The sequence below is a fragment of the Bradyrhizobium sp. 2TAF36 genome, assembly GCF_052114925.1.
Lineage (GTDB): Bacteria > Pseudomonadota > Alphaproteobacteria > Rhizobiales > Xanthobacteraceae > Bradyrhizobium > Bradyrhizobium barranii.
Window position 1 is genome coordinate 95961 of sequence record NZ_JBFRFR010000005.1, and the last position, 23389, is coordinate 119349.

At 64.7% G+C, this 23389-nt stretch carries 18 protein-coding genes; 11 read left to right on the forward strand and 7 right to left on the reverse strand.

Annotated features, from left to right (window positions below; all coding sequences use genetic code 11):
• Position 1 precedes the first annotated feature (1 nt).
• The 5 genes from AB4Z51_RS04175 (at position 2) to AB4Z51_RS04195 (ending at position 8037) form a co-directional block, all read left to right on the forward strand.
• A complete protein-coding gene (locus tag AB4Z51_RS04175; RefSeq protein WP_441268181.1) occupies positions 2-454 on the forward strand; it encodes a DNA polymerase III subunit chi in 453 nt (150 codons plus the stop codon).
• Between the two features lie 166 nt (positions 455-620).
• Positions 621-1109 carry a hypothetical protein gene (locus AB4Z51_RS04180; RefSeq protein ID WP_441497070.1) on the forward strand — a complete coding sequence of 163 codons (489 nt, stop codon included), beginning with the start codon at positions 621-623 and terminating at the stop codon, positions 1107-1109.
• A 483-nt stretch (positions 1110-1592) separates the two neighbouring features.
• Positions 1593-4442 (forward strand): beta strand repeat-containing protein, encoded by a 2850-nt coding sequence (locus AB4Z51_RS04185; protein ID WP_441497071.1) that lies wholly within the window; start codon positions 1593-1595, stop codon positions 4440-4442.
• A 27-nt stretch (positions 4443-4469) separates the two neighbouring features.
• The gene (locus tag AB4Z51_RS04190; protein WP_441268179.1) at positions 4470-6602 is read left to right on the forward strand and encodes a type I secretion system permease/ATPase; all 2133 of its coding nucleotides are present in this window, start codon (positions 4470-4472) and stop codon (positions 6600-6602) included.
• Positions 6589-8037 carry an HlyD family type I secretion periplasmic adaptor subunit gene (locus AB4Z51_RS04195; protein ID WP_441497072.1) on the forward strand — a complete coding sequence of 483 codons (1449 nt, stop codon included), beginning with the start codon at positions 6589-6591 and terminating at the stop codon, positions 8035-8037. The genes AB4Z51_RS04190 and AB4Z51_RS04195 overlap by 14 nt, the downstream gene beginning before the upstream one ends.
• A 106-nt stretch (positions 8038-8143) precedes the next feature.
• Here AB4Z51_RS04195 and AB4Z51_RS04200 read toward each other — a convergent pair whose 3' ends face one another.
• The 3 genes from AB4Z51_RS04200 to AB4Z51_RS04210 form a co-directional block, all read right to left on the reverse strand.
• Entirely contained in the window at positions 8144-10006 is a 1863-nt protein-coding gene (locus AB4Z51_RS04200) for an ABC-F family ATP-binding cassette domain-containing protein (RefSeq protein WP_208086444.1), read from the reverse strand.
• Positions 10007-10063: 57 nt separating this feature from the next.
• Positions 10064-10237, reverse strand: a complete 174-nt coding sequence (locus tag AB4Z51_RS04205) for a hypothetical protein (protein WP_441268178.1) — start codon at positions 10235-10237, stop codon at positions 10064-10066.
• A 216-nt stretch (positions 10238-10453) separates the two neighbouring features.
• Positions 10454-10708, reverse strand: a complete 255-nt coding sequence (locus AB4Z51_RS04210; protein ID WP_014495771.1) for a hypothetical protein — start codon at positions 10706-10708, stop codon at positions 10454-10456.
• A 310-nt stretch (positions 10709-11018) separates the two neighbouring features.
• On the opposite strand from AB4Z51_RS04210, the gene ndk reads away from it, so the two are divergent.
• From ndk to AB4Z51_RS04230, 4 genes are all read left to right on the forward strand, one after another.
• Positions 11019-11441 (forward strand): nucleoside-diphosphate kinase, encoded by a 423-nt coding sequence (gene ndk / locus AB4Z51_RS04215; RefSeq protein WP_027535388.1) that lies wholly within the window; start codon positions 11019-11021, stop codon positions 11439-11441.
• A 41-nt stretch (positions 11442-11482) separates the two neighbouring features.
• A complete protein-coding gene (locus tag AB4Z51_RS04220) occupies positions 11483-12343 on the forward strand; it encodes a TerC family protein (protein WP_135215298.1) in 861 nt (286 codons plus the stop codon).
• A 623-nt stretch (positions 12344-12966) separates the two neighbouring features.
• The gene (locus AB4Z51_RS04225) at positions 12967-15012 is read left to right on the forward strand and encodes a TonB-dependent receptor (RefSeq protein WP_441497073.1); all 2046 of its coding nucleotides are present in this window, start codon (positions 12967-12969) and stop codon (positions 15010-15012) included.
• 12 nt (positions 15013-15024) lie between these two features.
• Entirely contained in the window at positions 15025-16191 is a 1167-nt protein-coding gene (locus tag AB4Z51_RS04230) for a PepSY-associated TM helix domain-containing protein (protein ID WP_441497074.1), read from the forward strand.
• A 97-nt stretch (positions 16192-16288) separates the two neighbouring features.
• Here AB4Z51_RS04230 and ppx read toward each other — a convergent pair whose 3' ends face one another.
• The 4 genes from ppx to AB4Z51_RS04250 all read right to left on the reverse strand — a co-directional run bounded on the left by ppx (position 16289) and on the right by AB4Z51_RS04250 (position 21476).
• Positions 16289-17791, reverse strand: coding sequence for an exopolyphosphatase (gene ppx / locus AB4Z51_RS04235; protein WP_041957841.1), 1503 nt, complete (start codon positions 17789-17791; stop codon positions 16289-16291).
• Between the two features lie 15 nt (positions 17792-17806).
• Complete coding sequence (locus tag AB4Z51_RS04240) at positions 17807-19999, reverse strand: RNA degradosome polyphosphate kinase (protein ID WP_247311566.1); 2193 nt, start codon at positions 19997-19999, stop codon at positions 17807-17809.
• A gap of 144 nt (positions 20000-20143) precedes the next feature.
• A complete protein-coding gene (locus AB4Z51_RS04245; RefSeq protein WP_441497075.1) occupies positions 20144-20821 on the reverse strand; it encodes a chromosomal replication initiator DnaA in 678 nt (225 codons plus the stop codon).
• 112 nt (positions 20822-20933) lie between these two features.
• Positions 20934-21476, reverse strand: a complete 543-nt coding sequence (locus AB4Z51_RS04250; RefSeq protein WP_063983669.1) for a CDP-alcohol phosphatidyltransferase family protein — start codon at positions 21474-21476, stop codon at positions 20934-20936.
• A gap of 154 nt (positions 21477-21630) precedes the next feature.
• On the opposite strand from AB4Z51_RS04250, the gene purM reads away from it, so the two are divergent.
• Both purM and purN read left to right on the forward strand, forming a co-directional pair.
• Positions 21631-22704: a phosphoribosylformylglycinamidine cyclo-ligase gene (gene purM / locus AB4Z51_RS04255; protein ID WP_354179782.1), complete on the forward strand. Its 1074-nt coding sequence runs from the start codon at positions 21631-21633 to the stop codon at positions 22702-22704.
• A gap of 14 nt (positions 22705-22718) precedes the next feature.
• Complete coding sequence (gene purN, locus AB4Z51_RS04260) at positions 22719-23372, forward strand: phosphoribosylglycinamide formyltransferase (RefSeq protein WP_038957360.1); 654 nt, start codon at positions 22719-22721, stop codon at positions 23370-23372.
• Positions 23373-23389: the final 17 nt, after the last annotated feature.

Genomic DNA, 23389 nt, shown 5'->3' on the forward strand with positions numbered 1-23389 from the left:
GATGACCGAAGTCCTTTTCTACCATCTGCAAAACATGACGGTGGAGAACGTGTTGCCGCCGCTTCTCGAGAAATCGCTCGAGCGCGGCTGGCGCGTCGTGGTGCAGTCGACCTCGCCGGAGCGTGCCGACGCGCTCGACGCGCACCTATGGACCTATCGCGACGATTCGTTCCTGCCGCACGCGACATGGCGCGTGAACGATGCCGCCGATCAGCCGATCGTGCTGGCGATCGAGGAGGACAATCCCAACGGCGCCAATGTCCGCTTCCTGGTCGACAACGCCGCGCTGCCGCAGGACGTGCAGGGCTATGAACGCATGGTGCTGCTGTTCAACGGCGACGATCCGGATGCGCTGGCGTTTGCCCGGAGCGCCTGGACGGATTGCAAGGCTCGGGGATTTGATGTCACCTATTGGCAGGCCGACGAACGGGGCCGTTGGCAGCGCCGGAATTAGCGGTCGTCTGCAATTAATGATAATTTGCACTTTTCGGGCGATGCTGGCTTTTGTCACCTTCGTGCCGCAAAGTGATGTTGGGACAATCGCTTAGGGCCGGTCCTTCATGCGGGGAATTTAGTTTATCGTGCGACATCAAAAGCTTCCCAGCTCGCTCATAGTTGCGTTGGCTGCCGTAGCACCGCTGCTCGCGGGCTGCTCGGGGACCGACCTGTTGTCCAAGGATGCCCAGTGGTTCAACACGCCGAGCCGCCTGTTCATCAAGAGCATCTCAATCGAATCGCCGCCGTTGACCCCCGACAAGCCCGTGACGGCCGAGGATCTGGTCAGCGCCGACGGCGCCTGTCCCGGCATGACGCCGCCCCCCGGGCCGGCCGACGCCAATGCTTCGTCGACGGCGCCGGCGCCCATGGGCGGCACGGTCGCGCTCGGCCACACCGAATGCGACGTGGTGCGCGGCATCGGGGCGCCCTCGACCGTCAATCTCTCCAGTGATGCCGCCGGCCGGCGCGTTGCCGTCGTCACCTGGAGCACAGGTCCGCGCGCGGGCATCTACACCTTCACGTCCGGCCGTCTGTCCTCGATCGAGGGCACGCCGGAAGCGCCTGTCATGCCGAAGGCGACCAAGCCGAAGCCGAAGAAGAAGTCGGCGTAAGGCGAACTCTCGCGTCCCGGACGCGCTGCAGCGCCATCAGCGCGTTCACGCGCGTCTTCGACGCGCTATGCGCTGCTGCGCTGAGCCGGGACCCGGTCTCTCTCGATCCAGTCTCTCTCGATCATGAGCCCCGGCTCAGCAGCGCACCACTATCGTGCTGCGCTGTGTCCGGCGCACGAGAGCACCGATCGAATTCGCCATCTCATCAAAACGAATGCGTCGTCGCTTCGAGCTGTGGCTTCTGCGCGTGCATCAATGCGTTGGTGGGATTCGCGCGCGCCTTCGAAAGTCACGCTGCCGTTATACGTGATCGGCAATTCGTGATGTGAGAGCGTTTGCATCCGCTGTCGCAACCAGCCCGGAGGAAAACTGGAGGAAATCTCCAGAATAATCACGCGCGTCTAAAGCAGTGCTTCAAGTAAGACATCCGCACCACTGCTACGCATCGAGGGGAGGGGCTAGATCGATCGAAGGAATATTTGAATGTCTACTACCTCTGTTTTCTCCCCGGTTACGGGCCAGCTCACCATTTTCGGCGACAGCGCCAATAACGGCGTCGTGATCAGCCGCGACAAGTCGGGCCGCATTCTCATCAATAACGGGCAGGTGAAGACGATCGGTGGCGATCCCACTGTGGCCAACACCAATGAGATCGACATCTTCGGTCAGGGCGGCGACGACACGATCACCGTTAACGAATCCAACGGCCCGATGCCCGCGGTGCACATTTTCGGCGGCGACGGCAATGACAGGATCACGGGCGGCTCGGGTGCCGATTTGCTGTTTGGGCAGGCCGGCGACGACACGATCAAGGGCGGCGGCGGCAACGATCTGCTGTTCGGCGGCGCGGGGAACGACACGCTGGACGGCGGCAGCGGCGACAACCAGTTGTTCGGCGAAGCGGGCAACGACCTCATGATCTGGAATCCGGGGGGCGGCACCAACCTGTTCGAGGGCGGTGACGGCAACGACACCGCGCAGGTCAACGGAAGCAATGACCCGGAGACGTTCACGATCACGGCGAACGGCACGCGCGTGCGATTCGACGGGACGGGCGCGGCGCCATTTTCGCTCGACATCGGCACGACGGAGAATCTTGTGCTGCACGGCGGCGGCGGCGACGACGTCATCACCGCAAGCAATGGACTCGCCAGCCTGATCTCGCTGACGCTTGACGGCGGCGCCGGCAACGACAGGATCACCGGCGGCGACGGCAACGACCTCCTGATCGGCGGCAGCGGCGACGACATCGTCAATGGCGGACGCGGCAACGACGTCGCGCAATTAGGGACGGGCGACGACACCTTCATCTGGAATCCCGGCGACGGCAGCGACACGGTCGAAGGCGGATCGGGCAACGACAAGCTGCTGTTCAACGGCGCCAACATCAACGAGACCATCGACATCTCGGCCAATGGCGGCAGGGTGCGCTTCACCCGCGACGTCGCCAACATCACGATGGACCTCAACAGCATCGAGCAGATCGAATTCGATGCACGCGGCGGCGCCGACAACATCACCGTCGGCGATCTCTCCGGGACCGGCGTCAAGCAGGTGCTGGTCGATCTCGGAGCCGTTCCCGGCGGCACGCAAGGCGACGGCGCGGCCGACACGGTGACCGTCACCGGCACCAACGGCGGCCAGCACATCGAGGTCACGTCCAACGGGACGACCGTGACGGTGACGGGCCTGCCCGAAGTCGTGACGATCGCGAATGCGGAAGCTGCCAACGACCGGCTGGTGATCCAGGCGCTCGGCGGCAACGACGTCATCGATGCATCGCTACTTGCTGCGGCGATTGGGCTGACCATCGACGGCGGCGCGGGCAACGATACCATCACCGGCAGTCAGGGCGCCGACACCCTGATCGGCGGCGACGGAAACGACAAGGTCAACGGTGGCCGCGGCAACGACGTCGCTCTTCTCGGCGCAGGCGACGACCTCTTCACGTGGAATCCCGGTGATGGTAGCGACACCGTCGAAGGTGGCGCGGGAACGGATACGCTGGTGTTCAACGGCTCCAACGTCGCCGAGAACATGTCGATCTCGGCGAATGGCGGCCGCGCGCTTCTCACCCGCGACGTCGGTGCCATCACCATGGATCTCAACGGCGTCGAGCATGTGCAGATCGCTGCCGCCGGCGGCGCCGACAACATCACCGTCAACGATCTCTCCGGCACCGGCGTCACGCAGGTGGCGATCGACCTCAGTGCCGGCCCCGGCAGCCAGAGTGGCGACGGTGCGGCAGATCGTGTGACCGTGAACGGCACCGCAGGCGATGACAACATCTCGGTCACGACCTCTGGCGGATCGATCGTTGTCAACGGCCTTGCGGCGCAGGTGACCATCGCTCACGCCGATGCCGGTGACGTCCTGACCGTCAACGGCGGAGGCGGTAACGACGTCATCAATGCCTCGTCCATCAAGGCGGGGCAGCCGTTCAGCCTCAACATCAACGGCGGTGACGRCAACGACACCATCACCGGCAGTGCCGGCAATAACATCGTGAACGGCGGCCGTGGCAACGACGTTGCCAATCTCGGCGCCGGCGATGATACCTTCGTCTGGAATCCCGGCGACGGCAGCGACATTGTCGAAGGCGGCAAGGGCACCGATACGCTGCTGTTCAACGGCGCCAACATCAACGAGAACATCAACATCTCGGCCAATGGCGGCCGGGTGCTGTTCACCCGCGATGTTGCTGCCATCGCGATGGACCTCAACGGCGTCGAGCATATCAACTTCAACGCCCTCGGTGGTGCCGACAACATCACGGTCGGCGACCTCTCCGGGACCGGCGTGAATCAGGTCAACCTCGACCTCGGCGCCAATGACGGCGCCGCGGATACGGTGACGATCAACGGAACCAGCGGCAGCGACGTCATCACGGTGACCGAGCACGACGGCATCATTACGGTGTCGGGGCTTGGTCAGGACATCAACATCACCGATGCCGGCACGGGCGACAGGATCGTGATCAACGGGCTCGATGGCGACGACGTCATCACGGCCTCCGGTCTGCACGGCGGCATCCAGCTCGTCGCCAATGGCGGAAATGGCGATGACGTCCTGATCGGCAGCCCCGGCAACGACACGCTCGCGGGCGGTGCGGGTGACGACGTGCTGATCGGTGGCGGCGGACAGGACGTCCTCGACGGTGGCCCCGGCAACAACGTCGTCATCAACGGGGGCGGCGCGATGGCGGCCGCGATGCTGCTCAACCAGGCCATGGCGGCGAACCTTATCCCGGCAGGTGACGGTCACGGCGAGATGCCGTTGCCCGATCCGCACGCGGCGCAGAGCCAGACCCTCGCACCGCCGCAACACGCCTGACACTAGGCTCCGGCCGGGAGAACGCCCATGACCACGAACGCGGTCTCGACCGATACGGGGTTGGACGCGCTGCTCACCCTGCTGCATTTGCAGGGTGTTGCGGCCGACCGCGACCAGCTCAGGCACCGGACCGGAACGGCTATCTTTGGCGCAGCGGAGATCATCCGCTGCGCCAAATCTCTCGGCCTCAAGGCACGAACCTATCGAACGCAGTGGAGTCGTCTATCGGGCAGCCCGCTGCCGGCGATCGCGATACTGCGCGACGGCAGCTTCATGGTCATCGCGAAAGCCTCCGCCGACAAGGTGCTGGTGCAATCGCCGCAGGCCCAGCGCCCGGTGCTGATGGAGCGCGACGAGCTGTGCGCGATCTGGGACGGCGGATTGATTCTGATGGCCCGGCGCGCCGGGCTCTCCGACCTCGGGCGCCATTTCGACATCACCTGGTTCATCGGCGCGATCGGCAAGTACCGGCGGCTGTTCGGCGAGGTGCTGGCCGCCTCGTTCTTCCTCCAGCTCTTTGCGTTGGTCTCGCCGCTGTTCTTCCAGGTCGTGATCGACAAGGTGCTGGTCCACCGCTCGCTGTCCACGCTCGACGTGCTCGTCATCGGTCTCGTCGTCGTCTCGCTGTTCGACACGGTGCTGGGTATCCTGCGCAATTATCTGTTTGCGCATACGACCAACCGCATCGACGTGGAGCTGGGGGCGCGGCTGTTCCACCACCTTCTGGCATTGCCGATGGCCTGGTTTCAGGCGCGGCGCGTCGGTGATTCCGTGGCGCGGGTTCGCGAACTCGAGAACATCCGCAACTTCATCACCAGCTCGTCGCTGACGCTGCTCATCGACCTGTTCTTCACCTCGGTATTCCTGGCGGTGATGTTCGCCTATTCGCCGTTGATGAGCTGCATCGTGCTGGCATCGTTCCCGTTCTACATCGCGATCTCGGCGGTGGCGACGCCGCTGTTTCGCCGCAGGCTGGACGAGAAATTCCGCCGCGGTGCCGAGAACCAGGCTTTTCTGGTCGAGAGCGTCAGCGGCATCGAGACATTGAAGGCGATGGCGGTCGAGCCGCAGATGCAGCGCCGGTGGGAAGAGCAGCTGGCCGGCTATGTCTCGGCGAGCTTCGGTGTCACCAGCCTCGGCAACACCGCAAGCCAGCTCGTGCAGTTCGTCAGCAAGGTCGTGACCGCCGCCATTCTCTATGTCGGCGCGCGCCTCGTGATCGGCGACGCATTGACCGTCGGCGAGCTCGTAGCCTTCAACATTTTTGCGGGGCGCGTTTCGGCGCCCGTGCTGCGGCTGGCCCAGGTCTGGCAGGATTTTCATCAGGCGCGGCTCTCGATCGCGCGGCTTGGCGACATCCTCAACAGCGCGGCAGAGCCGGCTTATTCGGCGGCGCGTGCGGGGCTGCCGCCGATCCGGGGCAATATCCGGTTCGAGCACGTGTCGTTCCGCTACCGGCTCGATGGGCCGGAAATCCTGCATGACGTCTCGTTCGATGTTCCGCCCGGGCAAACCGTCGGCATCGTCGGATCGTCGGGCTCGGGCAAGAGCACGTTCGCCAAGCTGGTGCAGCGGCTCTACGTTCCGCAAGGCGGCCGCGTGCTGATCGACGGAATGGATCTGGTGATGACCGATCCGGCCTGGCTCCGCCGCCAGATCGGCGTGGTGCTCCAGGACAACATGCTGTTCAACCGCTCGGTGCGCGACAACATCGCGCTGGCCGATCCGACCCTGCTGATGGACCGCGTCATGGACGCAGCAAAACTTGCGGGCGCGCATGATTTCATTCTGGAGCTTCCCGAAGGCTACGACACGGTCGTCGGCGAGCGCGGCTCGACGCTCTCGGGCGGGCAGCGCCAGCGCATCGCGATCGCCCGCGCATTGGTGACCAATCCCCGCATCCTGATCTTCGATGAAGCGACCAGCGCGCTCGACTATGAAAGCGAGCGGATCATCCATGAGAACATGAAGGAGATCGCGAGGGGCCGCACCGTTCTGATCATCGCGCATCGGCTGTCCACCGTTCGCGGCGCCGATCGCATCTTCACGCTGGAGCGCGGCCGTCTGGTCGAGGACGGCACGCATGACGCGTTGATCAAGACCGGTGGCCGATACGCGGCCCTGCATCGTCTCCAGGGAGGGATCTATGAGGTCGGCTAGCGCGGCGCCGGCCCCGCGGCCGGAGCAGACCGTCGTTCCCTTCCGGAAAGCGAAGGGGCGGCGCACGGAAGAGATCGCTTTCCTGCCCGCGGCGCTGGAGATTRCCGAGGCACCACCGTCACCGATCGGCCGGGCCATCGCGATCGCCCTGATGCTCCTTGTCTGCGCGGCACTCGCGTGGTCGGCATGGGGCACGATCGATATCGTGGCGTCCGCAACCGGGAAGGTGGTGTCGAGCGGGCGAAGCAAGGTGGTCCAGCCGTTCGAGACCGGGGTGGTGCGCGCCATCCACGTGCAGGACGGGCAGGCGGTCAAATCGGGCGACGTGCTGATCGAGCTCGATCCGACCGTGAATGCCGCGGAGCGCGATCACCTGCACGACGATCTCATGGCCGAACGGCTCAATATGGCGCGTCTCCGCGCCGCACTGGCAAGCGGCGAAGATGCCTCCACCGATCTCGTCCCGCCTGCGGATGCCGATCCCTCGCTGGTCGCGACACAGCGGCAGCTTCTTGCCAATCAGGTCAGCGAGCATCGCGCCAAATTAGCGTCGCTTGCGCGCCAGCAGGCGCAGAAGGAGGCCGAGCATCAGACCATTGCGGCGACGATCCACAAGCTGGATGCGTTGCTCCCCGTCACCCAGCAGCGCGTCGATATCCGCAAGATTCTGATGGAGAAGGAAATCGGCTCGAAGCTGACCTATTACGAGACCCTTCAGCTCCAGATCGAGCAGCAGGAGGAGCTTCGCGTCCAGAGCAGCCATCTGAAGGAAGCCGAGGCAGCCGTCGCCGCGATCCGGGAGACCCGCACCCAGGCCGTGGCGGAGTATCGCAAGAGCCTGTCCGACGAACTCGCCAAGAGCGAGCAGAAAGCCAACGGCGTCGCGCGCGATCTGATCAAGGCGCAGCAGCGCACCCAGCTCCAGCGGCTGACCTCGCCGGTCGACGGCGTGGTGCAGCAGCTTGCGGTCCACACCGTGGGCGGTGTGGTCACGCCCGCGCAATCGCTGCTCGTGATCGTGCCGTCAGATACGCGGCTCGAGGTCGAGGCGATGATCTCCAACCGCGACATCGGCTTCGTCGAGGCCGGACAGGATGCCGCCGTCAAGATCGACACCTTCAACTTCACCCGCTACGGCCTGCTGGAGGGGCGGGTGCTGAGCGTCTCGCAGGACGCCATCATCCGCGATCGTCCGCCGGGGAGCGACCGCGCGCTCGGGACGCAGCGCGACAGCAGCGAGCCCAACGGCCAGGAGCTGAGCTACAGCGCACGCATCTCGCTCGATCGCACGCAAATGCAGGTGGACGATCGCCTCGTCAGCCTGTCACCGGGAATGGCCGTGACAGTGGAGATCAGGACCGGCTCGCGCACCATTTTGAGCTACCTGTTATCGCCATTGCAGCGCTACCGGCACGAGATCATGCGGGAACGCTGATGTTTGCTGATTAAGCCAGGCGTTTCAACGGCTTGGGTGATCTCACCGACGCGCCGGCCGCACCAGCCCCGCTACTGTGCATGGGGTTGTTTTTCAGATTTTGAGTCTAGCCCGCTGCCTCGTCGAACTGCGTGCTCGCCTCCAGCCACTGTTCCTCCGCACGCGCCAGCGCGTCGGCGGCGTTGGCGCGGGCCTTCGACAGTTGCGCGGCCTGCTTGGGATCCCTGGTGAAGATGTCGGGCAGGGCGAGTGCGGTGTCGATCTTGGTGATGATCTCGCTGACGCGGGCGATCTCGCTCTCGGCTTCCGCGATGCGCTTCTTCAGCGAGCCGCGATTGTCCGATCTCGGGCGCTGCGGCTTCTCGCTCGCGGCGCTACGCTCGCGCGGGGCGGGCTCGCCGTTGCGCGCCGACAGCACCAGGCGGCGGTACTCGTCGAGGTCGCCGTCGTAATTGGTCACGGTCCGGTCGGCGACGATCCAGAGTTGGTCGGCGCAGGACTCAATCAGATAGCGGTCGTGCGAAACCATGATGACGGCGCCGGGGAATTCGTTGATCGCCTCCGCAAGCGCAGCGCGGCTGTCGATGTCGAGATGGTTGGTCGGCTCGTCGAGGATGATCATGTTCGGGCCGAAGAAGGTCGCAAGGCCCAGCAGGAGCCGCGCCTTCTCGCCGCCCGAGAGCTTTGCGACCTTGGTATCGGCCGCCTTGCCGGAGAATCCGATGGCGCCGGCGCGTGCGCGCACCTTGGCCTCGGGCGCTTCACCCATAAGCTTGCGGACGTGGTCGTAGGTCGAGGCATCCTCGTTCAATTCGTCGAGCTGGTGCTGGGCGAAATAGGCAATCGAGAGCTTGTCGGCACGCGTCACCTTGCCCGAGAACGGTGCGAGGCGGCCCGCGAGCAGTTTCACCAGCGTCGACTTGCCGTTGCCGTTGGAACCAAGGAGCGCGATGCGGTCGTCATTGTCGACGCGCAAGGTGACGCGGTTAAGCACGGGCGTGTTCGGATCGTAGCCGACCACGACGTTGTCGGCGGCGATGATCGGCGGCGACAGGATTTTCTCCGGCGCGGGAAAGTTGATTTCGCGCACATCCTGGGTGACCAGCGCCGTGATCGGCTTCAGCCGCTCCAGCATTTTTACACGAGATTGCGCCTGGCGGGCTTTCGAGGCTTTCGCCTTGAAGCGGTCGACGAAGGCCTGCAGACGGGCGCGTTCGGCTTCCTGGCGCTTGACCGCTTTGGCATCGAGCAGCTCGCGCATGGCCCGTTGCTCCTCGAAGGAGGAATAGGTGCCTTTGTAGAGCGTGAGCTTGCCGCGCTCCAGATGCAGGATCTGGTCGACCGAGCTTTCCAGGAGGTCGCGGTCATGGCTGATCACGATCACCGTGCGCGGATAATGCGCAAGGTGATCCTCGAGCCACAGCGTGCCTTCGAGGTCGAGATAGTTGGTGGGCTCGTCGAGGAGCAGGAGGTCAGGGGCGGCGAACAGCGTGGCGGCGAGCGCAACGCGCATGCGCCAGCCGCCGGAGAATTCGGCGCAAGGGCGAAGCTGGTCGGTGGCGGAGAAGCCGAGGCCGGAGAGGATCGCGGCGGCACGGCTCGGCGCCGAATGGGCGTCGATGTCGACCAGGCGGGTCTGGATTTCGGCGATCCGGTGCGGGTCGGTCGCGCTCTCCGCTTCGTGAAGCAGCGCGTCGCGTTCGAGGTCGGCCTTGAGCACGACGGAGATCAGGCTCTCGGGCCCGTTCGGGGCCTCCTGCGCGAGGCTGCCGACGCGCCAGCGTGGCGGCAGGGTGACCGTGCCGTGCTCGGCCGCCAGCTCGCCGCGGATCACCTTGAACAGGGTCGACTTGCCGGTGCCGTTGCGCCCGACCATGCCGACGCGCGCGCCGGGCGTGATCTGCACGGAACTCTGGTCAATCAGAAGGCGTCCGGCAAGGCGGATGGAGAGGTCGGTGATAGCAAGCATGCGGCCTTGTCACCGCAAGGCGCGTCGAACGCAACCCGTTTTTGCGTGAGCCTCACGTCAGTGCGAATCGCGGTCGCGCTGCTTCAACTCGTCGAGGAGCTGTTCGAGATGCGTCGGGAGCCGTGGTTCGGGGCGCAGGCTCTGCTGAAGCCGTTCGCCCACGGCATCGCAGATCGAGCGGCTGGTGCGCCGGTCGATCTGTTCGCTGTCATTGGCAAAAAGGCCAGGCATTGTGGGGTTCCGTGTTCTCAAAGTGATGACACGGTACCAAGTCCTTGGCCCCCCAAATGGTTTCGCCGCTCGCGGAGATTGCCCGGCACTCTAGTAAAAATTGCATGAAGCCGGGCAAAGGCCGCCCAAATACAAAGCCCCGGCGCAGGGGAACGCCGGGGCTTCGCTTGGAAGGTACCTGGGGGGCCTAGGTACCTCAGGAAGGTGCTGTCGGGCTCAGTAGCAGCGGTTGATCAGCCGCCAGCGGGGTCCCCAGGGGGTCGGGACCAGCCGGCGCACGTAGCAGCCGCCATAACCGTAGGAGACGGGGCCGCCGGCATAGAAGCGCGGTCCACCCCAGCCGTGATGCCAGCCACCGCCGCCGCCGTGCCAGCCCCACCCGCCATGCCAGTGAGCGGAGGCGGAGGTCGGCGCCAGCGCGGCACCCAGCGCAACCGCGGCGACAGCGGCAAGCGAAAGTTTCCTCAACATGGTGATCTCCTAAAGACTGCCGGCGCGGGGCTATCGCGTCGATGGAAAGGCCGCCGAAACGATCCGCCTAATGATCAGGCTTTGGTTTCGATAGGCCCAACCTTACGCCAGCGAGGCTGAACCAAGCCCTGAACGGAGCCTTCAGATTGGGTTCATCTGGGTGAAATCTCGGTAATCCATGACTAGATCCGGCGGGGCAGCCTGCGGCGAAGCGTCCGGGGGCGGTTTTGGCGGTCGCTTGCCGTCCGGCAAAGGCGCCGATATAAGCCCGGCAACTCCGAACCACCGCTTTCTTCTCAAGGACAAGATTATGGCCATCGAACGCACTTTCTCGATCATCAAGCCCGATGCGACCGCGCGTAACCTGACCGGTGCGGTCAACGCCGTGATCGAGAAGGCGGGCCTGCGCATCGTCGCACAGAAGCGCATCCGCATGACCAAGGAACAGGCCGAGACCTTCTATGCCGTGCACAAGGCGCGCCCGTTCTTCGGCGAGCTCGTCGAGTTCATGACCTCGGGCCCCGTGGTGGTCCAGGTGCTGGAAGCCGAGGGCGCCATTGCCAAGTACCGCGACGCGATGGGTGCGACCGATCCGTCCAAGGCCGCCGACGGCACCATCCGCAAGCTCTACGCAAAGTCGATCGGCGAGAATTCCGCTCACGGCTCGGATGCGCCGGAGACTGCCGCGATCGAAATCGCGCAGTTCTTCTCGGGCAACGAGATCGTCGGCTGATCAGCCGATAGGTTAATATCGACGGGGCGAAAGGACGTATTGTGAACTGGCTCTGGCAGGTCTTCGATCCCGCTACGATCGGGGCATTCTTCACCCAGTTTCGCAACGAGATGGCCGAACCGACCTTCTGGATTGCGGTCGGCAAGATCATCTGGATCAACATCCTGCTCTCCGGCGACAACGCGCTGGTGATTGCGCTCGCCTGCCGCGGACTCAAGCCGCGGCACCGGCTGTGGGGCATGATCTTCGGCGCCGGCGCAGCCGTGCTGCTGCGGATCATCTTCACCGGCATCGTCGCGAGCTTGATGGAGCTGCCGTATCTCAAGCTCGTCGGCGGTCTCGCGCTGATCGTGATCGCGGCGAAGCTCCTGGTGCCGGAGAACGAGGACGAGGAGGGCGTCGAGTCCGCCTCGCATCTGTGGCAGGCGGTGCAGATCGTCGTCGTCGCCGACATCGTCATGAGTCTCGACAACGTCATTGCGGTGGCCGCCGCCGCCAATGGCAGCGTGCCGCTGCTGATCCTCGGCCTTGCCATCAGCGTGCCGCTGATCGTCGCCGGTGCGGCCCTGATCATGGCGCTGCTCGCAAAGCTGCCGGTCCTGGTCTGGGCGGGTGCAGCACTGCTCGGCTGGATCTCGGGCGAGGTGATCGCGACCGATCCCGGCATCGCGCCGAAGCTGCACACGCTGTTCGACGGCCCGCTCGGTGCCTCGCTGGACAGCATGCTCGGCGCGCTTCGCATCCCGCCCCAATTCGCCCATGGCGGCGGAGGCGGCGAATATCTCTGCGCCGCTCTCGGCGTCGTCGTCGTGCTGGTCGTCGGCAGCATCTGGCGCCGGCGCAGCCTGAGCGCGGCCGCGCTGGAGTCCTCCGAGCGCCACGCCAAGGCCTCGGCGGAGTAATCTCCACGGCATGATCTGGTTTTGCTTGCCTCTTCCCGGCGGGGAGAGGTGTTGCGCGCGATCATTCTGACAGCCGCCGTCCCCACTGAACCGGTCATCATAGCTCCGCACGCCGGCGAGCATTGCCGCCTTATGGCGAACTCGCGCGTCAGGCGGTCACGCACAGTGCGGTCCGGCACTTCGTGGGTGACCCACAGCGCTCTCAACCTCTGCGCGATTTAGACTTTGACTTATTATAAACTACTGAAAATAAAGGCGTTTTTATTGACTTGGCGGCTCATGCCGCGGCACGTCGCTCCGGTATTTATTCCTGTCAAACCGGAAGCTGTTGAGAGATGCCTTCGAGAGCCACCTGCCGCCCTGCTGCTATTCTTGCCGCTACCGTCAAATCCCATTCGAAGTTCTCCAGACCGACGGCCTTCGCGGCCTCTCTGGTCTCCATCGCCTTGTTCGGCGACGGCTTCCTTCACCGCACCAGCGCGCAAAGCGCTGCGCCGGAGACGGCGACAGCCTTGCCGGCGGTGACCGTCACTGCCGACGTGCCGAAGCAGCGTGCACGCCCGCGTTTGAACCCAAGTCGAAGGGCGGGCCGTCAAAGCGCGCCCGCGAATGAGCGGGCCAGGATGCAGGCGGAAGCGAAGCCCGCTGCCGCAAGGCCCGGCGCACTCCCGCCCTCCTACCCAGGTGGGCAGGTCGCCCGCGGAGGCCAGATCGGCTTGCTGGGCAACAGGGATTTCATGGACACGCCGTTCAACATCACCAGTTACACGGCGAAGAAGATCGAAGATCAGCAGGCCAGCACGATAGCCGACGTCGTCAGCAACGACCCTTCGGTCCGTTTCACCGGTCAGACCGGCGGCATTCTCGACTCCTTCTTCATCCGCGGCTTTCCGATCGGCGAGGGGAATGTCGGAGAAATTGCCTTCAACGGTGTCTACGGTGTTGCGCCGAACTACCGTGTCTTCACCGACTACGTCGAACGGATCGAGATCATCAAGGGCCCGACCGCGCTGCTTTACGGGATGGCCCCGAACAGCAGCGTCGGGGGCACCATCAATATCGTCCCGAAGCGTGCCTCTGATGTCGATCTCACACGGGTTACGACCGACTACGCGACGAACAGCCAGTTCGGCACGCATCTCGACGTCAGCCGACGGTTCGGCGAGAACCGCGAATTCGGAATTCGCGTCAATGGCAGCTATCACAATGGTGATACGCCGCTGGACAACCAGAACCGGGAGGCGCATGTCGGCGCCGCCGCGTTCGATTATCGCGGTGAGAAATTCAGAGCATCGCTCGACTTCATCGATCAGGAAGAAAAGTTCGACGCGCCCACGAGACCGTTTCTGGTCGCAACAGGCGTAGCTGTCCCGACCGCGCCGGTCGGGAGGCGCAATGTCACGCAGGCCTGGGAATGGGCCAAGGTTCATGACAACTCGCTGCTGGCGCGCGCCGAATACGATGTGACGGATTCCGTGACGGTGTTCGCCGACGGCGGTGGCGGCAGGACCCAGGTCGATCGCTTGTTCGGCACGCCGACGATCCTGAACGCGGCCGGCAACACCACGTCGACACCGGGACGCKTCAAATTCGATATTGACAGGAATGTCGCCGACGCCGGTGTGCGCGCCCGGTTTGAAACCGGCGCGATCAGTCACGCCGTGAGTTTCCAGGGCAGCTACTACACGGATCAGATCTCACGGGGCTCTGTGTCCGGGACGCCGGTTCTGTCCAACATCTATGCGCCGATCGCCCGTCCTGAGCAGCTCGTTGCTGCTCCCGCGACTGTTCCGAAGCTTTCGGATACCGAATTGACCGGCCTTGCGCTGGCTGACACTTTGTCGGTTTTTCAGGAGCGCCTTCAGCTGACCGTCGGCGTGCGCCAGCAGGGGGTGAAGTCCAACAACTTCAATACCACCACGGGAGCGGTCACGTCCTCCTATGACCAGACGGCGCTCACGCCGATGGTCGGCCTCGTCGTCAAGCCCTGGAGCAACGTTTCGCTCTACACCAACTACATCGAAGGGCTCAGCAAGGGCGATGTCGCACCGACGACCGCGAGCAATCAGGGGGAAGTTCTTGCGCCTTACTTCAGCAAGCAGCACGAGGCAGGCGTCAAGGTCGACTTCGGAATGCTGGCCACCACGATCAGCGTGTTCCAGATCACCAAGCCGTCGGGACAATTGGGGGTCGACAAGATCTTCCGGGCCGACGCCGAACAGCGCAATCGCGGCCTGGAGTTCACCGTATTCGGAGAGGTGCAGCCGGGCATACGAGTCCTTGGCGGCGTGACGTTGATCGATGCAGAGCTGACAAAGACAAGCACGCCAACCAATCTCGGCAAGACGCCGATCGGTGTGCCTCAGGTGCAGGCAAACCTGTCCGCCGAATGGGACACGCCGTTCGCACCCGGACTGACGTTGGTCGCAAACACCATCTATACGGGACACCAATATCTGGATGCGGCGAACACGCAGGTCGTTCCGGCCTGGACGAGGCTCGACCTGGGTGCCCGCTACAACACGCGGATCAACAACCGGCCGGTGACGCTGCGGGCCCTGGTTCAGAACGTGTTCGATACCAATTACTGGGCTGGCGTGGCGAGCTTCTCCGCATTGTCGCAAGGTGTCCCGCGAACCCTGCTATTGTCGATGTCGACGGATTTCTGAGGCGGGTCGGCTTTGACGCGTGCAACGGCGATGTTGCCGGCCCCGAACCTCACCGGACGCGCACGGCGCGGGCTTCTGTGGGTTCATCGATGGCTCGGATTGCTCGGCGGCATCGTCGTGGTGCTGATCGGCCTCACGGGAAGCTTCATCGTCTTCTATCGGGAAATCGACGCCGCCCTGAACCCGGCGCTTTACGCTCCCGCCGGTCGGGAACGAGAGGCTACGTTGAGCGAGGTGATGCGCGCGGCCGCGGCAGCGGATCCCGCGCCGATAGCCACGATCCTCGCGCCGGATCGGACCTGGCCGGTCTGGGTCGTGATACATGCGCATGAAACTGCGAAAGGCCGCTACCCGAATCGCTGGACGACCATGGTCGATCCTTCGAACGGGAAGGTGCTCGGGCGGCGTGACTACGTCAACGCGTTCTCCCTTAAGGTTTATCGTCTGCACTACACGCTGCTGCTCTACGAGTGGTGGGGCAAAGAGCTGGTCGGCGTTGCCGGGTTCATGCTGCTCGGCCTGGCCATGTCAGGCGTCATCTTGTGGTGGCCGAGGCCGGGTCGATTCTGGCGATCGGTGTCGGTCCGGAAGGACGTTTCGCTGCTTCGATTTGTTTTCGACGTCCACGGCACGGCCGGCTTTTGGGCGCTGCTCGCGCTCACGGTGATCTCGATGACCGGCGTCGGGATCATTTTTCCCGACGTCGTGCGTCCCATCGTTGGCCTTGTGTCGCAACCGACAGCCGATCCGTCGCCGCGGATCGAAGCGCCGCCCCCGACGGGGACACCGCCGCTATCACCCGACGCGATCATGCGGAGCGCGCAAGCGGCCAAGCCGGGCATGGCGGTTGCCATGCTGAGCCCGCCCACCGAAACGCGCAACACGTGGCGGGTGCAGTTGCGGGCCGCGGGTGCTGATCCCGCGGTACGTGCCCGGGGGGCGATCTGGCTCGATCCATGGAGTGGCGCAGTGGTGCACGATCGCACTTCGGCCGCGATGTCGATGGGGGATCGCTATCTGGCCGAACAGCTCTGGATCCATAACGGCGCGACGTTCGGGCTGATCGGGCGCCTGTTCGTGTTCGCAGCCGGCTTCGCACCTCTCGCCCTGTTCATCAGCGGCGGGATCATGTGGCTCAAGAAACGTCCGGGGAGGATCAGGACCGGCCAGCGGGTCTAAAGCGCGATGAGCTTGGAATGAATCCTTATCGCGCTTTAGGTTGTTGTTTGAGCATGATCTTTTCGGAAAACCGCTGCGCACTTTTCCGGATCATGCTCTAGCGCCGCACGATCGAGCCGGAGCGGCCGATCAGGCGGGCGAGGGCGCGGAAGCGGCTGCCGACGCGGTCGGCGACGAGGTCGACGAGCCGGTGCTCGAAAACCAGCATCAGATTGCGGCCTTGGCTGCGGAAATGCGTGGCCGGCAGCACACCCGGGCGTGCCGCCGAGATCAGATGGGCGACGCGGAACGCCGCGCCCAGCAGACGGGCGCGTTCGAGCTGGGCCGGTGTCAGCAGCTCCTGCATGGTCACCGGCGGCTGGTTCTCCTCGCTCAGGCCGGCATAGCGGTAGAACACGGACAGGCCGACGAAGGCGCGCTCGGTGTGGGTGATTGCGCCGAAATTGCCGTTGACGACCAGGCTCAGCGTCTGCTCGCCGCGATGGTCGGGATGCACGCGCCAGCCGATGTCGGAGAGCAGGCACGCGGTGTGGCGCAAGCGGCGGTCCTCCTCGGTCTCGCGCAGCTTCACCACGCGCGCGAGGCGGTCGGTCCAGGCGATCAGCTCGCGGGCGTGCTTTGCCGAACGCGACAGCAGCTGATTGAGCTCTTCCGCGGCGCAGATCAGCCCGTCCTTGTTGCGCTCGGACTCCGATAGCTTCTCGTGCAAGAGGCCCTCGCGCACGCCGAAGGTCGAGAACACGATGGACTTGGGTTTCGCCACGCGGATGATGTGCTCGAGCACCAGCGCCGCATAGGTGAGGAGCGGGCGCCTGGCATCCGCGACGATCTCGATGTCGGCCAGCATGTCGGCGGCCGCAAGCCGGCGGAGCCGACGCGAAAAGTCCAGCGCTTCAGCTGCGGAAATGGAGTAGCCGTGCATTACCTGGAGCGGATAGCCGCTCTGGATGATGTGGATGCGCGCCAGCGCGCGCCAGGTGCCGCCGACGGCGTAGAAGGTGCGGCCGCGGCCGGCGGTGAGTTGCGGCACCTCGTCGAGCTCCTCGCGCACGATGCGGTCGGCGCGCTTGAGCGATTTGTGCGCGAGGTCCTGGAGCGCGAGGCCACCGAGCGGCAACGTCACGCCGCTGCGCACGCTGTTCTTGCGCACGTCGATCAGCTCGAGCGAGCCGCCGCCGAGATCGCCGACAATGCCGTCGGGATGATGGATGCCGGAGATCACGCCGAGCGCCGACAGCCGCGCCTCGCGCGGGCCCGACAGGATCTCGATCTTCACGGCGCAGATGCGCTCGGCTTTCGCGATGAAGTCGGGGCCGTTGGAGGCGTCACGGCAGGCTGCGGTCGCAATCGCAAACACGCGACCGACCTGCATGACGCGGCACAGGGCCCGGAACCGCTTCAGCGAGGTCAGCGCCTTGTCGACGGCATCGGGCGCAAGCAGGCCCGTGCTCTGCACCTCGCGCCCGAGGCCGCACAGCGTCTTCTCGTTGAAGATCGGAATGAGGCTCCGCGTCAGTCCCTCGTAGACGACGAGACGGACCGAGTTGGAACCGATATCGATGACCGCGACGCTCGAGCCGCGCTTACGCGGCCGCTTCACGTCCTCGATCCCGGATCAAGACTGATGACGTTCATTACGGCGCGTGAGACGGCGCGGCGAGGATTCCTTGAGCGACTTTCCACGGCCAGATAGACTCGGATTTGTCATGAAGTAGTTGTGGACGTTGAAAGGCTCCTCGCCCTTCGCGGTCTTCATACGCGTCGAGGACCCGTCCGGCAACAATTGCCAGCTCTGCTCATTGTCCTTCAGATTCGCGACCATGATCTGTTCGAGAACCTGCTGATGCACCGTGGGATTTTGCAGCGGACACAGCACCTCGACGCGGCGGTCGAGGTTGCGCGGCATCATGTCGGCCGAGGAGATATACACAGCCGCTTTCGCGCTCGGCAGGCCCTGGCCCATGCCGAAACAGTAGATTCGGCCGTGTTCCAGGAAGCGCCCGATGATCGACTTGACGCGGATGTTCTCCGACAGGCCTGGAATGCCGGGCCTGAGGCAGCAGATTCCGCGCACGACGAGCTCGACCTGGACGCCGGCTTGCGAGGCCTCGTAGAGCGCGTCGATGATGTCGGGGTCGACCAGCGCATTCATCTTCATCCAGACCGCGCCGGGTCGGCCATGCCGCGCATGCGCGGTCTCGCCTTGGATGTGCTCGATGATGCGCTTGCGCAACGTCAGCGGCGACACCGCCATCTTTTCCAGATCGCTCGGCGCGGCATAACCGGTGATGAAGTTGAACACGCGCGCCGCGTCGCGGCCGATGGTCGGATCCGAGGTGAAGTAGGAGAGGTCGGTGTAGATACGTGCGGTGACGGGGTGATAGTTGCCGGTGCCGGTGTGGACATAAGTGGTGAGGCCGCCGCCCTCGCGGCGCACCACCATCGAGAGCTTCGCGTGCGTCTTCAGTTCGAGGAAGCCGTAGACGACCTGCACGCCGGCGCGTTCGAGGTCGCGGGCCCAGCGGATGTTGGCCTCCTCGTCGAAGCGCGCCTTCAATTCGATCAGCGCGGTGACGGACTTGCCGGCTTCGGCGGCTTCCGCCAGCGTGCGCACGATCGGCGAATTGTTGGAGGTGCGGTAGAGCGTCTGCTTGATCGCGACGACATCGGGATCGCGGGCGGCCTGCTGCAGGAACTGCACCACCACGTCGAAGGATTCGTAGGGATGATGGACGACGAGGTCCTTCTGCCGGATCGCGGCAAAGATGTCGCCGCCATGCTCGCGCACGCGCTCGGGATGGCGCGGTACGTAAGGGGTGAATTCGAGATCGGGCCGGTCGAGGCGGGTGAGCTGCGAGAGCTCGTTCATGGCGAGCACGCCGTCGACCAGGAAGACCTCGTCGTCGGCGGCCGACAGCGCATGCTGCACGAAGCTGCGCAGCTCCTCCGGCATCTTGCCGTCGATCTCGAGCCGGATCACCGACCCGCGGCGGCGGCGCTTCAGAGCGGTCTCGAACAGGCGGACGAGGTCTTCGGCCTCTTCCTCGATTTCGAGCTCGGAGTCGCGGATGATGCGGAAGGCGCCCTGGCCGTGGAGATTGTAGCCGGGGAACAGGCGGTTGATGAACAGCCCGGTCGCCTGCTCGAGCGAGATCAGCCGCACGACCTTGCCCTCGGCCGGCAACCGGATGAAGCGGTCGATCTTGCCGGGCATACGAATCAGCGCGTTCATCTGCTTGCCGTCGGCGGCGCGCGTCAGCTGGAGCGCGATGGTGAAGCCGAGGCTCGGAATGAACGGGAAGGGGTGAGCCGGGTCGATCGCGAGCGGGGTCAACAGCGGAAACACGTTGTTGAGGAAGTAGTCCTCGATCCAGGTCCGTTCCGCCTTGGTGACGTCCTTGCCGTCGACCAGTGCGATGCCGACGTCGGCCAGCGTGCTGCGCAGGTCGCGCCAGATCGCCTGCTGGTCGGAGGCGAGCTGCGAGACGGTGCGGTTGATCAGCGCGAGCTGCTCGGACGGCGTCAGGCCATCGGGCGCGCGCTCGGCAATGCCTTCGCGCACCTGGGCCTTGATGCCGGCGACGCGAACCATGAAGAATTCGTCGAGGTTATTCGCTGAAATCGACAGGAATCGCACCCGCTCCAGCATGGGGTGGCTGGGATTGACCGCTTCTTCCAGGACGCGGCGGTTGAAGTGCAGCCAGGAGAGCTCGCGATTGATGAAGCGCTCGGGACTTGAGGCAATCGCCGGCAGGCCCTCGGTCTCCGGGGCTTTTTCTTTAATTTCAACAGCTTGCGCAGAGTCCATCAGAAGTCGATCCATCCAGTTCGCCCCAATTTGCGACTTATGCGCAAAACCGGCGGGAGCATGTGTTAGTCCGATGACGTTTCGATGACATTGATGTTCCGCCGCTGCGCCGCGTCAAGCGGCCTTGGAGCCAGGGTGGAAGGGTCAGGCGTCCCGAAGCAGCTCGGCGGCCAGCGCCCGCGTGACGGGGCGACCGAGGCGCAGGGCTTCGCTGTCGAGCAGCTCAACGGCCCCCCGTGCGGCCGCCGAAGACCGCTCCAGGCGGGTGGCGAGATAGCTGACCACGCTCTCATCCACGGTGAGCTGGCGGTCGGCGCAGAACTTGACGATCAGGCCGCGGAAGAGCTGGTCGTCGGGCGGCAGCAGCGAGATCACAGGAACCGCGCGCAGCCGCGAGCGCAGATCGCGCAGCTCGATCTCGAGCGACGCCGGTACCTCGCGGCCGGTGAAGAGCAGGTAGGCCCCATCCTCGCGGGCGAGGTTCATCAGATGAAACAGGGCCCGCTCGTCGAACTCTTTTGCCTTGAGATCCTCGACCACCAGCGCGCCGGTGGCGAGCGCGCCCGGGACGTTTTCGGCGGTCAGCCCATTGGCTGTGGTCGAGCGGGCGCCGGAATCCTCGGCCCAGATCGCGGCGAGATGGCTCTTGCCGCTTCCTTCCGGGCCGGCCAGCCACATGATCCGGTTCGGCCATTCCGGCCAGGCATCGATGAGGGCAAGACCGGCTTCGTTGGCGGGGCCTTCGRGGAAATTATCCCGGCTGAGGCTCTCCGCGTGCGGAAGAGAGAATGCCAATTGTCGGGGGTGAACGCGGCCTGCCACGCTTGCTGTGCTCCGTGCCGGCACGCCGGCTTCGTTTGAAGAGATTCGACTTCATCGAGCGGGAGTTGGCCTTTTGCGGGGCCGCATCCCGGCTCATTTGGCCTCGATCGTGCTACTTGGCCTCGATCGTGCTCATGTGCCGCAGCCACTCGACGAGATAGAGCGACACGGAAGAGAGCGTGAAGACCGTGACGAGGCCCATCAGGATCATATCATAGGGCGCCGGTTTGAAGCCGAAAGCGAGGGAGGCCAGCACCAGCGCCGCGTAGGCCACCTGGGCGGCGGTGTTGAGCTTCGACACCTTCGACGGCTTCATCTCGACCGGCTTGTCGAACAGCCAGGACACGATCACAGCGGCGACGATCATGATGTCGCGCGATACCACCAGGATCACGATCCAGCGCGGGATGTCGCCCCAGATCCCCAGTGCCAGATAGATCGAGACCAGCAGCGCCTTGTCCGCGAGCGGATCGAGCAGGGCGCCGAGCTCGCTCGTCATGTTGAAGCGCTTGGCGAGGAAGCCGTCGACCGCGTCGCTCACGCCGGCAATGAGGAAGACGGCGAACGCAACCTCCATTTGGCTCGACACGATGGCCCAGACGATGATTGGGACCAGCATGATGCGGCCCAGGGTAATGATATTCGGAATACTCACGCGGCGCTTCCTGGCACCCGGCCTGATCTCGAATCCGGCCCGTTTGAAGGCTGAACCGGTTGATATCTACATAGTATAGGGCGGGGCGCCACGCTTGCCATTGCGCGTCCCCGGAATTCGACGTAACCAGCCGCAAACCCACTGGAAATCGGGCATGACCGACCGCAAAAACGGCCTCACTTACGCCGATTCAGGYGTCGATATCGACGCGGGCAACCGCCTGGTCGATCTGATCAAGCCGATGGTGCGCGCCACCGCGCGGCCCGGCGCCGACGCCGAGATAGGCGGATTCGGCGGCCTGTTCGACCTCAAGGCGGCCGGTTTCAAGGACCCCGTCCTGGTTGCCGCCACCGACGGGGTCGGCACCAAGGTCAAGATCGCGATCGAGACCGGCCTGCATGGCGGGATCGGCATCGACCTCGTCGCCATGAGCGTCAACGACCTCGTGGTGCAGGGCGCCGAGCCGTTGTTCTTCCTCGACTATTTCGCCTGCGGCAAGCTCGACCCGGAGGCGACCGCCTCGATCGTCGCCGGTGTCGCCGAAGGCTGCCGCGAATCCGGCTGCGCCCTGATCGGGGGCGAGACCGCYGAGATGCCCGGCCTCTACAAGGACGGCGACTACGACCTCGGCGGCTTTGCCGTCGGCGCCGCCGAGCGCGGTACCTTGTTGCCGCGCAAGGACATCGCCGCGGGCGATGCCGTGATCGGCCTTGCCTCTTCTGGCGTGCACTCCAACGGCTTCTCGCTGGTGCGCAAGATCGTCGAGCAGTCCGGCCTCAGCTTCGAGGCGCCGGCCCCGTTCGCGCCGGTCATGACGCTCGGCGGCGCGCTGCTGACGCCGACGCGGCTCTACGTCAAATCCTGCCTGCGTGCGATCCGCGAGACCGGCGCGGTGAAGGGGCTCGCCCACATCACCGGCGGCGGTTTCACCGACAACATTCCGCGCGTGCTGCCGAAAGATCTCGGCGTCGGTATCGATCTGGCGCGCCTGCCGGTGCTGCCGGTGTTCAAATGGCTGGCTGCCCAAGCCGGCATCGCCGAGCTCGAGATGCTGCGCACCTTCAACTGCGGCATCGGCATGATCGCGATCGTCGAGCCCGACAAGGTCGATCAGGTCGTGCAGGTCTTCAGCGATGCCGGTGAGACGGTCGCGCAGCTCGGTACCGTGATTCCGGCCGAGGGCGAGCATCGCGTCGTCTATAACGGCCACCTCGACCTGGCACCGTGATGACTGGCGCTGTGATGAAGCGGCGCGTCGCCATCCTGATCTCCGGCCGCGGCTCCAACATGTCCGCGCTGATCAGGGCCGCTGCTGCGGCGGAGTTTCCAGCGGAAATCTCGCTCGTCATCTCCAACAAGGCCGACGCTCTCGGGCTCGAACGCGCAAAGGCGAGCGGCGTCAACACGCTGGTGATCGAAAGCAAGCCGTTCGGCAAGGACCGCGCCGGCTTTGAAAAGCTGCTGCAGGCCGCGCTCGACCAGCACGGCATCGAGCTGATCTGTCTCGGCGGCTTCATGCGCCTGTTCACGGCCGAGTTCACCAAGGCCTGGTATGGGCGGATGCTCAACATCCATCCGTCGCTGCTGCCGTCATTCCCTGGTTTGGACCCGCACGGTCAGGCTTTGCGCGCCGGCGTCAAACTGTCTGGCGCGACAGTGCACTTCGTGATCCCCGAGACCGATGCTGGCCCGATCGTGATGCAGGGTGCAGTCCCCGTCAGCGACCACGACACGGGCGCTACGCTGTCGGAGCGCATTCTCGAGGTGGAGCATCGCATCTATCCCGAAGCGCTGCGGTTGCTAGCGACCGGCAAGGTCCGGATCGAGGGCGATGTGTGCAAGACGGCGGGTAGCGGGCCGTCGGAGAATTTTCTGGTTTCGCCGGTGGTGCGCTGAAGCGCCGTCGCACCGTG